This window comes from Streptomyces sp. NPDC000983, from assembly GCF_040299205.1.
GTDB lineage: Bacteria > Actinomycetota > Actinomycetes > Streptomycetales > Streptomycetaceae > Streptomyces.
Genome location: NZ_JBEPBM010000032.1, coordinates 69,577 through 83,520, shown reverse-complemented (window position 1 = coordinate 83,520; position 13,944 = coordinate 69,577). Strand labels below are relative to the sequence as shown.

The window sequence follows — 13,944 nt, the reverse complement described above, 5'->3', positions numbered from 1 at the left end:
TGCGCCAGGCCGCCGCCCACCCCGGCACCGCACTGGTGGAGATCTACCAGAACTGCAACATCTTCAACGACGGCGCCTTCGAGGTGCTGAAGGACAAGGAGCGGGCGCAGGAGTCGGTGATCCGGCTGGAGCACGGCCGGCCGATCCGCTTCGGCGCCGACGGCGCCAAGGGCGTCGTCCGCAACCGGACGACGGGGGACCTGGAGGTCGTCACGGTGACCCCGGACAACGAGGCCGAGATCCTGGTCCACGATGCCCACTCCGCGTCGCCCACGACCGCCTTCGCCCTGTCCCGGCTGGCCGATCCGGACACCCTGCACCACACCCCGATCGGCGTCTTCCGGGATGTGGAGCGGGCCGTCTACGACACGACGATGGCCGACCAGCTGGACGCGGCCGTCCAACAGCACGGCAAGGGCGACCTCGCGGCCGTTCTCGCCGGAAGCGACACCTGGCGCCGTTGACCGGCGCCCGTACCACCCTTCGTCCCTCTCGTAAGGAGTACCAGTGAGCACACTCGCTGCCGGCAACTCCGAATGGCTGACCACGACAGTGATCGGCGGCGTGGCACTGACCCTCCTGGTGGGTGTCGCCTTCGCCGCAGCCGCACGCCGGATACGCCAGCCCGCCGTCGTCGGGGAGATCACCGCGGGTATCTGCCTCGGCCCGAGCCTGCTCGGCCTGCTGCCGGGCGACCTGCCCGAGAAGTTCTTCCCGGCCGAGGCCCGCGCCCATCTGGGCACCGCGGCCCAGATCGGGCTGATCCTCTTCATGTTCGTCATCGGCTGGGAGTTCGACTCCAGCAGCTTCAGCGGACGCCGCAAGTCCACCGGCATCATCTGGCTCAGCTCGATCGCCTGCCCGCTGGCCCTGGGCATGGGCCTGGCCACCGTGATCTACGGCACCTACGGAGTCGTGAACGGCAAGCAGGTCGGGGAGTTCGAGTTCACCCTCTATCTGGGCGTGGCGATGTCGATCACTGCCTTCCCGGTGCTCGCCCGCATCGTCGCCGACCAGGGTCTGCAGTTCAGCCGCGCCGGCGCGCTGTCGCTCGCGCTCGCGGCGGCCGACGACGTCCTGGCCTGGTGCATGCTCGCCCTGGTCGTGGCGCTGGTGACGGCCAGCGGGACGGGCGCGTTCATCACGATGCTCGTGTGGTCGCTGGTGTACGTCGCCGGCATGCTGTGGGTCGTCAAGCCGGTGCTGCGCAAACTCACCGACAGGATGCCCGACTCGGCGTTGCAGTACGTCATGGTGCTCGGCGCGTGCGGTGCCTTCGGCTCGGCGTGGCTGACCTCCGAGATCGGTATCCACGCCATCTTCGGCGCGTTCTTCTTCGGTCTGGTCATGCCGCGCGACCGCAGGCTGATGCAGTCGGCCTTCGGCCCGACGGAGAAGGCCAGCAAGCTGCTGCTGCCGCTGTTCTTCGTGGTGACCGGCCTGTCCGTGGACCTCACCACGATCACCGGGAACGGACTGCTGGTGATGGTCTCGGTCATCGTGGTGGCCTGCCTCGGCAAGCTCGGCGGGGTGGCGATCCCGGCCCGGCTGACCGGCATGGACTGGCGTGACGCCACCGTGCTCGGGCTGCTGATGAACACCCGGGGTCTGACCGAGCTGGTGATCCTCAACGTCGGTCTGCAACTGGGCCTGCTGAGCGTGGAGTTGTTCAGCGCGATGGTGGTCATGGCACTGGTCACGACCGCGATGGCGGCACCGCTGCTGACGAAGCTGCTGACCAAGCAGAACGAGCGCGCCCACGAGGAGCTGCTCAACTCCCCCCCGGTGATACGCCTCACCGCATCGTCGTCCCCCAAGTGACGGAAGGACGGTCATCCACCATGGACTTCGCCTGGACCGAGGAACAGCGTCAGGCGTACGACAGCACGCTGGCCGCCGTGCGGGAGGTGTTCCCCGCGGGGGACGGCACGGCCGAGTACTACGACCGCAGCGACTTCAAACGGCTCGGCGAGCTGGGCCTGTTGGGGCTGTCCGTGCCGGCCGACTACGGCGGCGGCGGGCTGGGCGCCGTGGACACCGCTCTCAGGGTGGAGGCCTTCGGGCGCGGCTGCGACCGCACCGGGCTGGTCTTCGGCGCCTCCGCCCACCTGTTCGCCTGTGCCATGCCGATCGTCGACTTCGCCAGCGAGGCGCTCAAGTCCCGGGTGCTGCCCGGGATGTGCTCGGGCGAGCTGATCGCGGGCAACGCGATGACGGAGGACGAGGCGGGCTCCGACGTCTCCCGGCTGGCCACGGTCGCCGAGCGCACCGACGGCGGCTGGATCCTCAACGGCGAGAAGAGCTTCGTCACCAACGGGCCGGCCTCCGACGTCTTCACGACGTACGCGACGACCGATCCCAAGGCGGGCTATCTGGGCGTCACCGGGTTCGTGGTGGAGCGTGGCGCGCCCGGGCTGACGATCGGTGAGCCCTTCGAGAAGATGGGCATGGCCCATGTGCCCGCGGGACGGCTGACGTTCGAGAACTGCTTCGTGCCGGACGACCAGGTCCTCGGCGAGGAGGGACAGGGCGGCTTCATCTTCCAGCACTCGATGGGCTGGGAGCGGTGCTGTCTGTTCGCCGGGTTCCTCGGGCTCGCCGACCACCTGCTGGACCGGGCCGTCGAACACGCCCGCACCCGCAAGCAGTCGGGGCGCCGGATCGCCCGCTTCCAGGCGGTGTCGCACCGGATCGCGGACATGAAGCTGCGTACCGAGAGCGCCCGCCTGCTGCTGTACCGCGCCGCCTGGGAGATGGACCGGGGCGGCCCGGCCACCCTGTGGATCGCCCTGTCGAAACTCGCCGTCTCCGAGGGCGTGGTGGCCACCGCGCTGGACGCCGTCCGGCTCTTCGGCGGGCGCGGCTACCAGCGCGCCGAGGGCATCGAGGCGGCGCTGCGGGACGCGGTGCCCTCGGTCATCTTCTCCGGCACGTCGGACATCCAGCGCGACATCATCTCCAGGGAGCTGGGACTATGAGCAGCAACGTCAGTCTGCACCGCCTGCTGTACGACTCCGCGCGGATCAATCCGTACGCCGTCGCCGTGCACGGGGCGGACGGCCCCGTCGACTACCGCACGCTGGACCGCCGCGCGGACCGGTACGCCGAGGCCCTGCGGCAGAGCGGGGTGGGGGTCGGCGACCGGGTCGTCGTGTGGAGCAGCAAGAGCGTCGACGCGATCGCCGTGATGCAGGCCGCGCTGCGCGTCGGTGCCCTGTACGTGCCGGTCACCGGGTCCAACCCGCCGGCCCGGGTGGCCCGCATCGCGGCCGGCTGCGAACCGAAGCTGGTCGTGGCCGACGCGGCCGGTGTGGAACGGGCCCGGGCGGCGGAGTTCGACGCGGCGCCGCTGGCCGGCTTCGAGGAGCTGTTCGGCCGGGCCGAGGACGGCGCCCGTCCGACGCCGTACCGCAACGAGCCGGACGACCCGGCGTACATCCTGTACACCTCGGGTTCCACGGGTGAGCCCAAGGGCGTGGTGATCAGTCACCGCAACGCGCTGGCCTTCGTGGACTGGGCGGTCGCGGAGCTGGGCCTGAAGGTCTCGGACCGGCTGTCGAACCACGCGCCGTTCAACTTCGACCTGTCGGTCTTCGACCTGTACGGCGCGTTCGCGTCGGGCGCCTCGGTGCACCTGGTGCCGGAGGAGCTGGCCTACGCGCCGGTGCAGCTGGCCGAGTTCATGCGTCAGCGGCTGATCACGGTCTGGTACTCGGTGCCGTCGGCGATCAGCCTGATGATGCGCGAGGGCGGTCTGCTGGAGGGTCCCCCGCCGCCGTCGCTGCGGGTCTGTCTCTTCGCCGGCGAGCCGTTCGCCATCCACCACGTCCAGGAGCTGCGCAAGAGCTGGCCGGGGGTGCGGCTGCTGAACTGGTACGGCCCGACCGAGACCAACGTCTGCACCTCCTACGAGGTCACCGAGGCCGACCTGGAGCGGGACACCCCGCTGCCGATCGGCACGGCCTGCTCCGGGGACACCGTCGTCCTGGACGGGCCCGAGGGCGGTGAGGGCGAGGTCGTCGTCACCGGCCCGACGGTGATGCTGGGCTACTGGGGGCGCGGCCCCCACGAGGGCCCGTACCGCACCGGGGACATCGCCCGCCTGGACGCGGACGGGAACCTGGAGTACGTCGGACGCCGCGACCACATGGTGAAGGTCCGCGGCAACCGGATCGAGCTGGGCGAGATCGAGGCGGCCATCGGCACCCTCGAATCCGTCGCCGAGGTGACGGTGCTGGTGATCGGCACCGGTCTCACCTCCCAACTGCACGCGGTCGTCGTCCCGTCGCCGGGTCAGCGGCCGTCCCTGCTCGCCATCAAACGCCGTTGTGCGGAAAGGTTGCCCACCTATATGAACATCGACCGTTTGCACATCGCCGAGGATCTGCCGAGGACCGCCAACGGCAAGCTGCACCGGGCCGCGCTCGTCACGGCCGTCGAGGGTGGTGAGCTGTGATGCAGACCGCCATGCCCACGATGGCCTCGTCCGTCGACATCCAGCTGTTCCGTACCGTGATGGGCTCGCTGGCCAGCGGGGTCTCCATCGTGACCACGCTGGACAAGGAGGACGAGCCGCGCGGTCTGACCTGCTCCGCGGTGTGCAGTGTCTCCGTGGACCCGCCGCTGCTGCTGGCGAGCGTCAGCAACCGCAGCGGGACGCTCCGCGCGGTGCTGGACCGGGCCCAGTTCTCGGTCAACATCCTCGGCTCGCAGGGCCAGATGGCCTCGCAGCTGTTCGCCTCGGGCGCGACCGACAAGTTCGAGCGGGTCCGCTGGACGCCGGGTCCGGCCACGGGCACGCCCCTGCTGGCGGTCACGGTCGGCCACGCGGAGTGCGAGCTGCACGACGCGGTGGAGGCCGGCGACCACACCCTGCTGATCGGCCGGGTGGTCGGCGGCGGCACGGCGGAGGAGCGCTTCCCGCTCACCTACTGGCGGGGCGCGTACGCCCGCCTGCTTCCCCAGCAGATGTGACACCCGCCCTCCCTGCTCTCCCCTCCCGGCCCGCCACCGATCCCGGTGGCGGGCCGCGGGCGTGTCCCAGGCCCTCGCGTCGGGAAAGCCCGCACGCCGCCTCCCTGGTGGGGAGACGGCGTGCGGGGTGGTGCGGGGGTCGTCCGTCAGCGGGATGCCGCCGAGGTGACCGAGGTGACGTTGTCGCGGGTGAGCAGCCGGCGGAAGTCGGCGGGGGCGGAGGTCTTGACCCACCAGAGCATCTTCAGCCGCTTGGGGAGGGTGAAGTGGTAGACCTTCGCCGCCGGGTCGCCGAAGGCGTACAGCGGCGGGATGAACTTCTCGCGGCGCAGCTCGGCGAAGATGCCGTCCGCCGCCGGCACCGCGGACAGCTCGCCCGCGCCGACCCGCTCGATGGTGCGCAGCGAGCGGTCGATGACGCCCCGCAGGCCCTCGGGGACGTCGAACCAGATGCCGCCCAGCTCGAAGCGCTCCACCGGCGTCCAGTCCCGCCCCACGCCGGACTCGCAGTCCAGCCGGGCCCGCTTCAGCGAGAGGTCGGCGAGGATCTGCCAGAGCAGCCAGACCCGGGAGAAGGCGTTCCACAGCTCGAACTCGCCGGCCGCGACGCGCGCGCAGCGCAGCCAGCGGTCGTTGAAGGCGTTGAGTTCGTCCTGGAAGGCGGCCACCCGGGCGAACGGCGCCTCGGTGAAGTCGTCGCGGCGCACGGCCGGGACGAGGGCGGTGGCGAGCGCGTGCACGACCTCGGTGGCCATGGTGACGTCGCGGGAGAGGAACAGGTCGTTGCGGGCGGCGGTCCGCTCCAGCGCGAACCAGCGCTCCCCGTAGGTCCGGGAGGCGGTGCGCTGCCACAGCGGGGCGTGGGTCCAGGGCCGTACGGCCGTCGCCGAGGCGAACTGTTCCGCCAGGTCGGGGAAGCGCTCGACGACCGTGCGGAAGGCTTTCTCCGGGTCGTCGGGCAGGTGGTCCCAGCGGTCGGGGTCGAGGCTGAGGGTGACCCCGGTGGCGGGGTTGCCGCCGCCGGAGTGGTTGTCGAAGCGGACGAGCTGGACCCAGCCGCCGTCGAAGAGGTGGTGGACGGTGCCCTCGGACCAGGCGGTGGCGCGCGGGTAGTCCGCGGTGGGCCGGACCTCCTCGAACGGCTTCACACCTGTCATGTGGGTGGCGATGACCCGGGAGCGCAGGCCGAGCCGCGGCTCGGGGTCGTCGCCGCCGTTGCGCGCCACCAGGAAGGAGCCGGGGCCGCTGACGTCGACGAGGTAGCGGGCCTTCCAGACGTGCCCGTCGGTGGTCTCGACGCGCGCCCCGTCGTCCTCGGTCCACGCGTCGGTGGCGTGCACCCCGTGCGGCAGCACGGCGGCGCCGTAGCGGTGGGCGATGCGCCGGGTGTACGCGTCGACGGTGCGCCGCTCCAGGTGCCACTCGGCGTGCTCGCCGGGCACGTTGAACTGGACGCTCTCCCCGGGGCTCTGCGGCCGGCCGGGCCGGTGGTAGAGGAAGCCGAGGCTCTTCTTGACGCCGCTGTCCCGCCGTACGTCCGCCGGGAGGTCCGGGAACAGGCCGAAGGCGGCGATCTCCGGGATGTCGAAGCGCTTGGCCAGCAGCAGGAACACCTCGGCCGTGTACGGCACGGTGGTCTCGCCGGACGGCTCGCTGCGGTCCTCGGCGCTCGGCACCACGAGCACCCGTACCCCTTGGCGGGCCAGGACGGCGGCGAGCAGGCCGCCGGCCATGGTGCCGCCCAGGACGGCGACGTCGTACCTCTCCCGGGGGTCCGCGGGAGGAGCCGCGCGGTCGCCGGAAGGGGCGGTTCGGTTGGTCTTCATGGGTTCAACTCCCCTCGGTTCACGGTTCACTCCCTGGACGCGACGCAGGCGCCGGCCCCGTCGGGACCGGCGCCGGGCGCGTCGTCAGAAGATGCGCTTGCCCTTCAGCTTCGCCTTGACCGCCTCGCGTCCGTTGCCCTGCATCATCCGCTTGACGACCGGGTCGGCCTCGGTGGCCAGCCAGCGCGCGGTCTTCAGCAGGGTCTTGGGGCCGGGGATCATGAAGCGCAGTTCGCGCTCGGCGAAGCCGAAGTTCTTCGGCACGAAGTTCACGGTCTCCAACTGCTCGTAGATCGTGTCGGCCGCCTCTCGTGCGGTCCTCGTGCCGGCCTCGTAGTCCAGGACCTGGCCGACCATGAGGTCGTACAGCTCCTTGAAGCCGTCGTGGTCGGGCCAGTAGAGGCCGAGGTGCGGGGCCTTCTCCAGGTCCTTGAAGTGCTGCTCGTTGCCGTCCTTGAAGTACTTGAACAGGCCCTCGGAGAGGCGGTAGGTGCCGGCGTTGGCGCCCCACGCCCACATCCGGTAGACGGCCGTCCACAGGTCGTAGTCGTTCCAGGAGATGAACGAGGCGTTGACCAGGGAGTCGTTGTAGTCGAACAGGCCCTGCTGCATCCTGTCGACGTAGTCGAACCGCTCGCGGGAGAAGTCCCCGTCCTTGACGGCCTCCAGCAGCCGCCAGGTGAGGCTGTTGATGGCCTCGGCGGTGTTGGACAGGCCGCGGGAGTAGAGCGGGTCGATGAAGCCGGCCGCGTGGGAGAGCAGGAACCAGCGGTCGCCGGCGGTCTGCCGGGAGGAGTACTGGAGCCGGTCCGTGGAGACCCAGTTGCGCACCGCGCGGGCGCCCTCGTACTGGCGGGCGATGTCCGGGAAGCGGGCGGCGTAGGCGAGGAACTCCTCCTCCGGCGTCATGTCCGCGGACTTGGGGTACTTGCGCGGGTCGAGGGTGAGGCCGACGCTGCACAGCGGGTTGCGGGACCACTCGTGGTTGTCGAAGCCGATCACCCAGAACCAGCCGCGCTCGAACATGTGGTGGACCGTGCCCTGGTACCACGGCGAGGGCGGGGTGTCCGCGGCCGAGCGGTGGGTGAACAGGTCGTCCGTGGGGCGGACGTTGGTCATGTGGTTCCACATGGACCGGGAGTGGTGGAGGAAGCGGCAGGGGTCCTCGCGGAGGTTGAACTTGTCCGCGAGCGGCGAGCGGTAGCCGCTGGCGTCGACGACGTAGCGGGCCCGGTACTGCTCCCCCTCGGCCGTGCTCAGGGTGACCCCGCTGTCGTCGAAGTCCACGTCCGCGACCCGGAAGTTCTGCCGGGAGTGGGCCCCGTACTTCAGGGCGACGTGGAACATGTAGGAGTCGGTGTCCTGCCGGTACAGGTGGCTGGCCTCGTGCAGCAGCCCCGGGGTGCCGAACTGGTTGACTTCCTTGGGGTCCTGGTCCTGGCCCTCGTGGTGGAGCAGGAAGCTGAAGTGCTTCTTCACACCGAACTTCGGGCCCAGCACCTTGGTGCTGTTGGTGAAGGTGGCGAGTGTCTTGATCTCGGGGACGTCGTAGCGCTCGGCGATCGTGCGCAGACACACCAGGGTGTACGGGATGGTGGACTCGCCGATGGCGAAGCGGGGGTGGGCCGCGGCGTCCAGGAGCAGGACCTTGACGCCGTTGCGGGCCAGGACGGCGGCGAGCATGGAGCCGGCGATGCCGGACCCCAGGATCGCCACGTCGTAGACCGGCTCCGGGCCCTTGACCAGGGCGGGACTGTCGGACACGGGGAACTCCTCTGGCTTGGCGGGCTGCTGGTGCTCGGGATGCGGATCGGGTGCGCTCACTCGGGCTCGGGCACCCGGAAGGCCCGTCCGATCACCGGCCAGCCCGCGGCCATGTGCTTGAGTTCCTCGGCGAGTTGGAACTCGCTGCGGTCGAAGCGCTTCTTCATGAAGAGCGTGAGCCCTTCCCAGGTCAGGTCGCCGATCTCCTTCGGCGCCTTGGTGCGGGACCAGCGCAGGGTCTTCGCCAGCTTGATCGGGTTGACCTCGGTCCAGTGGACGTCGGGGTCGTCGAGGCCGAACACCGGCGGGATGAAGTCGGCCTTGCCGAGCAGCCCGATGATGTGGTCGGAGGCCTCGCGGTCGTCACGGCGGCCGTTCTGGACGTCCTGGATCGCCTCGCTCATGGACTTCAGCAGCTCGCGGGCGGGCGCGTAGTCGGGGATGGCCCCGTTCGGCGCCTGGCGCTCCAGCCGGTCCAGGACCTTGGGGTCGTGGTTCTCCAGGAAGCGCGCGTAGGCCCGGTTGATCTCGAAGGTGGCGAGCGCCTGGCTGAGCACCCAGGACCTGTAGTACGCGTTCCACAGGAACCAGCTCTTGGTGCCGGTGTAGGCGTTGGCGACGAGGTCGTCGTTGAAGTCCAGCAGGCCCTGCTCCAGCTCCTGGACGTACTCGAAGCGCTCGACGGCGAAGTCGTCGTCCTTGATGGCGTCCAGCAGCCGCCAGGTCAGGGCGTGGATGATCTCCATGGTGTTGGACAGGCCGCGGGAGAAGAGCGCGTCGACGAAGCCGGCCGCGTGCGAGGTCAGGCACCAGCGGTAGCCGACCGTCTGCTTGGAGGAGTACTGCAGCCGGTCGGTGCTCACCCAGTCCCGGACCGTGACGGCGTCCGCGAACTGCGGCGCGATGTCGGGGTACTTGGCGATGAAGTTGCGGAACTCCTCCTCGGGGGAGCAGTCCGGCTTGGGGTGGATGCGCGGGTCGAGGTTGAGGCCGACGCTGCACAGCGGGTTCGTGGCGCGGGGGTGGTTGTCGAAGGGGATGACCCACATCCAGCCGCCCTCGAACATGTGGTGCAGGGTGCCCTGGCTCCACGGGCTGGGGTTCTTGTGGCTGCCCTTGGGGACGGTGTCCTCCCAGGGCTTGACGTTGATCATGTGGGTGAACAGCGAGCGCGACTGGTGGCGCAGCCGGCTGGGCTCCTCGCGCAGGCCGAACTTCTCGGCCAGCGGAGAGCGGTGGCCGCTGGCGTCCACGATGAACTTGACCCGCACCGGGTCGCCGGAGGTGGGGATGACGGTCACGCCGTCGTCGTCGAACTCCGCGTCGACGATCTTCGTCTGCTGGCGGACGTCGGCGCCGTACTTGATGGCCACGGCGAGCATCCAGGCGTCGACGTCCTGGCGGAAGAAGTGGTTCTCGGTGTGGGTGATCTTCGGGATCGGGAACATGTTGGTTTCCAGCGGGTTCTGCCGGGCGCCCTCGCGGTGGTACAGGAAGCCGAAGTTGCGCTTGACCCCGCAGTTGGTGGAGATCTTCGACTGCACGGACTCGAAGGTCGTCAGCCACTTGATCTCCGGCACGTCGTACCGCTCGCTGACCAGCCGCATCAGCATCGACGTGTACGGGATGGTCGACTCGCCGACGGCGAAGCGGGGGTGGGTGCCCGCGTCGAGGACGAGGACCTTCGCGCCGTTGCGGGCGAGACAGGCGGCCAGCGTGGTGCCCGCCAGACCCGACCCCAGGATGGCCACGTCGTACTGCGGCGACGTGGGGTGCTTCGAGCGAGTCGGCATGAGCCTCTCCTTGGTCGATCCGCGCATCCGTTTCGGGCAAGTTAGGGCCACCGACTCAAGCCCCACTCAGCCACCGCTCAGGGCCGCAGCACATCGGGTGCGCCGTGCCCGCGGTGTGCCGCCGCCGGGGAGGCGGCGGCACGGTCCGCGCGATATCCCGGATCAGCCCTGGATCCAGCGGAGATAGGTGTTGGACAACTGGCCCCGGGCGTGCTCGCGCGAGCCCGCCCAGGCGCAGTAGCCGTCGGGACGGATCAGCACCACCTCGGGCTTGCGCCACGGCCCGGAGTCGGCGACTATGCGCCCGCCGATCCGCAGCAGGCCGGGGTCCCCCTCGGGCACCGACGGCAGCAGCGGGGCGCCGTCGGTGCGGTCGATCAGTACGAAGCCGCCCTTGCGCATCTCCTCGTGCAGGCGCCTCGGGCGGCCTCCCCCGGCGATGGTGAGATCGGGGACCCGGGTGCCGACCAGGGACGACGCGCCGACGGCCGCGGCCATCGTCGGGTAGGAGGTGGCGATGCCGGACAGGTGCCCGACCGCGAGCCGGTGGGTCACCGGCACCCGGCTGGCCACGGACATCACGGTCTTGCGGGCGATCCGCGCGGGCAACTGGTCGGAGGTCATCATGCGGGTGGCGATGTCCGTCACCTTGATCACCCCCTGGGAGACCCGCCGCCGCTCCAGTTCGAAGGTGTCGAGGAGGTCGTCGCCGGCCCGGCCGCCCACCACGGCGGCCAGTTTCCAGCCGAGGTTCACGGCGTCCTGGATGCCGAGGTTGAGCCCCTGGCCGCCGAGCGGGGAGTGCACGTGCGCGGCGTCGCCGGCGATGAGCATGCGCCCCTGGCGGTAGGAGGACGCCTGCCGCTCCTGGATGTGGAAGCGGGACGTCCACAGGGGCTCGCTGGGCCGCATGTCCCGGCCGAACAGCTTGGCCAGGGTCTGGTCGACCTCGGCGAGCGTGACGGGCTCGTCCGACCAGGGCTTGTCCCGGTCGATGACGCCCATGCGGTACCAGCCGTTGCCGAAGTCGGTCGCCACGACCAGTCCGGCGCGGCCGACGCGGATGAGCAGCTGGTCGTCGAGCGGCACGCCCAGCTTCACGTCGGCGACGATGATCGTGTACGGGTAGGTGGCGCCGGTGAAGTCGGCGCCCATGGCCTCGCGGACACGGCTGCGCGAGCCGTCGCAGCCGACCAGCCAGGAGGCGGTCTCCTCCCAGACCCGGCCGTCCTGTTCCAGGGTGCACACCACCGACCGGCCGGACTGCCAGCAGTCGGTGAGGGCGACCCCGCGGTCCACGACGACGCCGAGTTCCGTGGCGCGCTTCTCCAGGATCTCCTCGGTCTCCCCCTGCGGAATGATGGTCAGTTGTCCGTAGTCGGTGGCGAGTCGGCCCATGTCGAAAAGGGAGGAGCCGAGCGACACACGGACCTGCGGGATGGGGTTGGCGCGTGCCAGTACCTCCTCGGCCATCCCGCGCATGTTGAGGACCTCCATGGTCCTTCCGTGCAGTCCGAGTGCCCGGGACTCCCTGGTGCGGTCCTGGCGGCGTTCGACGACGCGGCAGCGTACGCCGGCCATGGCGAGTTCGCCCGCCAGCATCAGGCCCGTGGGGCCGGCGCCGGCGACTACGACGTCGAAAGCGGGGGTCTTCTCGTCCAAAACAATGACCTCTCAATCCGGTTGCCGGGAGGGACGGCCGACGCGACGGCGTCGGTGCCGACGGCCGGGTGGGCGCGGGGCGGTGGCGCCCGCGCGGGTGGCGGCGGTCCCTCGACCGCGCCTTGACCGCGACGCGAGCGCCGCCTCGCATGATCCGTTCCGCCATGTGGATGGCACGGGTCGGCCGACCCGGAGGTGCGGCCGGCGGGACTGGGCATCCCGCCGACCGCGGGCGGCCTGCCGCGGAAGTCAGAAGATCCGTTTTCCTTTGACGAAGTGCTTGATCGCCTCGACGGCCGTGCCCACCATGTACGGCCGCATGTCGGCGGGCGCTTTGGTACGTGACCAGAGCAGCATGTTGCGCAGCCTCGACGGGCTGGGGTCGATGAACCTGACGTCGCGCTGCGCGATCTGCAGGGACGGAGGGATCCAGTCGGCCTTGCGCATCTTGTCGAACAGCCGGTCAGCGGCGTCCTGGGAGCTCATCTCGCCGGCCTCGACGGCCTCGCAGTAGTCGGCGGCCTCGTCGAAGATCTCCCGGTACTCACGCTTGTCCGGCCACCACAGTCCGGGGTTCGGTACGTCCTCCAGCCCCCGCCAGATGTCGTGGTCGTCGTTGTTGCGGCGGGCCTTGAGGTCCTCGTGGATGATCCGGAAGGCGCCGGGCAGCGAACCGTAGCTCCAGATACGGAAGACGGCGTTCCAAAGGTCGTAGTCGGAGAAGCTGATGAACGCGGAGTTGACGAGGCGGTCGTTGAAGTGCAGCAGGTTCTGTTCGAGCTTCTCGACGTACTCGAACTGGGCGGGGTCGAAGTCGTCCCGCTTCAGCGCCCGGATCAGGCGCCAGGCGAGCACGTTGAGGATCTCGGCCGTGTTGGACAGCCCGCGCGAGAACAGGGGGTCGACGAAGCCCGCCGCGTGCGGCAGCAGCACCCAGCGCTCGCCGACGACCTGCTTGGAGGAGTACTGCAGCCGGCCGGTGCCCACCCACGGGCGGACGCTGCGCGCCCTGGCCAGCTGCCGCTTCACCAGCGGGAACCGGTCGACGTGGTGCCAGAACTCCTCCTCGGGCGTCATGTCGCCGGGCTGGGGGTAGCGCCGGGGGTCGAGCTGGAGGCCCACACTGCACAGGGGGTTGGTGCTCTTGGGGTGGTTGTCGAACGGGATGATCCAGAACCACCCGCGGTCGAACATGTGGTGCATCGTGCCCTCGTGCCAGGGCCGCGGGGGGACGTCGTCGGGGCCCATGCGGACGTGGTCGTCGACGCGGTCCACGTTGATCATGTGGGTGAAGATCGAGCGGGCGTGGTGCTTGAGCCGGGTCGGTTCGTCGCGCAGGCCGAGCTGCTCGGCGAGCGGGGAGCGGAAGCCGCTGCCGTCGACGACGAAGCGGGCGCGGTGCGTGGTGCCGTCCACGCCGATGACGGTGACGCCCGTGTCGTCGAAGTCGACCTTCTCCACCCGGTAGTTCTGCAGCGCGGTGCAGCCGTACTTCAGGGCGACGTGGAAGAGGTACTGGTCGATGTCCTGGCGGAAGTAGTGGCTGGCCAGGTGGAGGACCTTGGGCAGCCGGAACTGGTTGATCTCCCGCGGGTCGGGCTCCTGGCCGTCGCGGTGGATCATGAAGCCGAAGTGCCGCTTCAGTCCGGAGGAGGTGCTGATGTACTCGTTGCACTCCTCCAGGCTGCCGAGGTGCCCGATCTCCGGCACACCGTAGCGGTGGGCCAGCATCCTGAGGTGGACGAGGGTGTAGCCGACGGTGGACTCACCGATGGCGAACCTCGGGTGCGACCCCGCGTCCAGGAGCAGAACCTTGTTTCCGGCCTTGGCCAGGATGGCGCCGAGGACGGAACCGGCTAAGCCCGTCCCTAAGATCACTACGTCGTAGGTCGTGCTCGACTGCTGCTTCATCTCACTCCCCTGAT

At 70.0% G+C, this 13,944-nt stretch carries 9 protein-coding genes and 1 pseudogene; 5 read left to right on the top strand and 5 right to left on the bottom strand.

Features of this window, described 5'->3' with window-relative positions; all coding sequences use genetic code 11:
• The 5 genes and pseudogenes from ABT296_RS29340 to ABT296_RS29320 all read left to right on the top strand — a co-directional run.
• Window positions 1-464 (top strand): annotated as a pseudogene (locus ABT296_RS29340) (2-oxoacid:ferredoxin oxidoreductase subunit beta); the annotation flags it as partial.
• Between the two features lie 43 nt (window positions 465-507).
• Window positions 508-1,821, top strand: a complete 1,314-nt coding sequence (locus ABT296_RS29335) for a cation:proton antiporter domain-containing protein (RefSeq protein WP_351931693.1) — start codon at window positions 508-510, stop codon at window positions 1,819-1,821.
• Between the two features lie 20 nt (window positions 1,822-1,841).
• The gene (locus ABT296_RS29330) at window positions 1,842-2,978 is read left to right on the top strand and encodes an acyl-CoA dehydrogenase family protein (RefSeq protein WP_351931692.1); all 1,137 of its coding nucleotides are present in this window, start codon (window positions 1,842-1,844) and stop codon (window positions 2,976-2,978) included.
• A complete protein-coding gene (locus ABT296_RS29325) occupies window positions 2,975-4,456 on the top strand; it encodes an amino acid adenylation domain-containing protein (RefSeq protein ID WP_351931691.1) in 1,482 nt (493 codons plus the stop codon). Before ABT296_RS29330 ends, ABT296_RS29325 begins: the two co-directional genes overlap by 4 nt.
• Entirely contained in the window at window positions 4,456-4,974 is a 519-nt protein-coding gene (locus ABT296_RS29320) for a flavin reductase family protein (RefSeq protein ID WP_351931690.1), read from the top strand. The genes ABT296_RS29325 and ABT296_RS29320 overlap by 1 nt, the downstream gene beginning before the upstream one ends.
• A 146-nt stretch (window positions 4,975-5,120) precedes the next feature.
• On the opposite strand, the gene ABT296_RS29315 is transcribed toward ABT296_RS29320, so the two are convergent.
• The 5 genes from ABT296_RS29315 to ABT296_RS29295 form a co-directional block, all read right to left on the bottom strand.
• Entirely contained in the window at window positions 5,121-6,800 is a 1,680-nt protein-coding gene (locus tag ABT296_RS29315; protein ID WP_351931689.1) for an NAD(P)/FAD-dependent oxidoreductase, read from the bottom strand.
• 84 nt (window positions 6,801-6,884) lie between these two features.
• Window positions 6,885-8,564, bottom strand: coding sequence for an NAD(P)/FAD-dependent oxidoreductase (locus tag ABT296_RS29310; protein ID WP_351931688.1), 1,680 nt, complete (start codon window positions 8,562-8,564; stop codon window positions 6,885-6,887).
• A gap of 56 nt (window positions 8,565-8,620) precedes the next feature.
• Window positions 8,621-10,357, bottom strand: coding sequence for an NAD(P)/FAD-dependent oxidoreductase (locus ABT296_RS29305; protein WP_351931687.1), 1,737 nt, complete (start codon window positions 10,355-10,357; stop codon window positions 8,621-8,623).
• 162 nt (window positions 10,358-10,519) lie between these two features.
• Entirely contained in the window at window positions 10,520-12,019 is a 1,500-nt protein-coding gene (locus ABT296_RS29300) for an FAD-dependent monooxygenase (RefSeq protein WP_351931686.1), read from the bottom strand.
• A gap of 249 nt (window positions 12,020-12,268) precedes the next feature.
• Window positions 12,269-13,930 carry an NAD(P)/FAD-dependent oxidoreductase gene (locus ABT296_RS29295; RefSeq protein ID WP_351931685.1) on the bottom strand — a complete coding sequence of 554 codons (1,662 nt, stop codon included), beginning with the start codon at window positions 13,928-13,930 and terminating at the stop codon, window positions 12,269-12,271.
• Window positions 13,931-13,944: the final 14 nt, after the last annotated feature.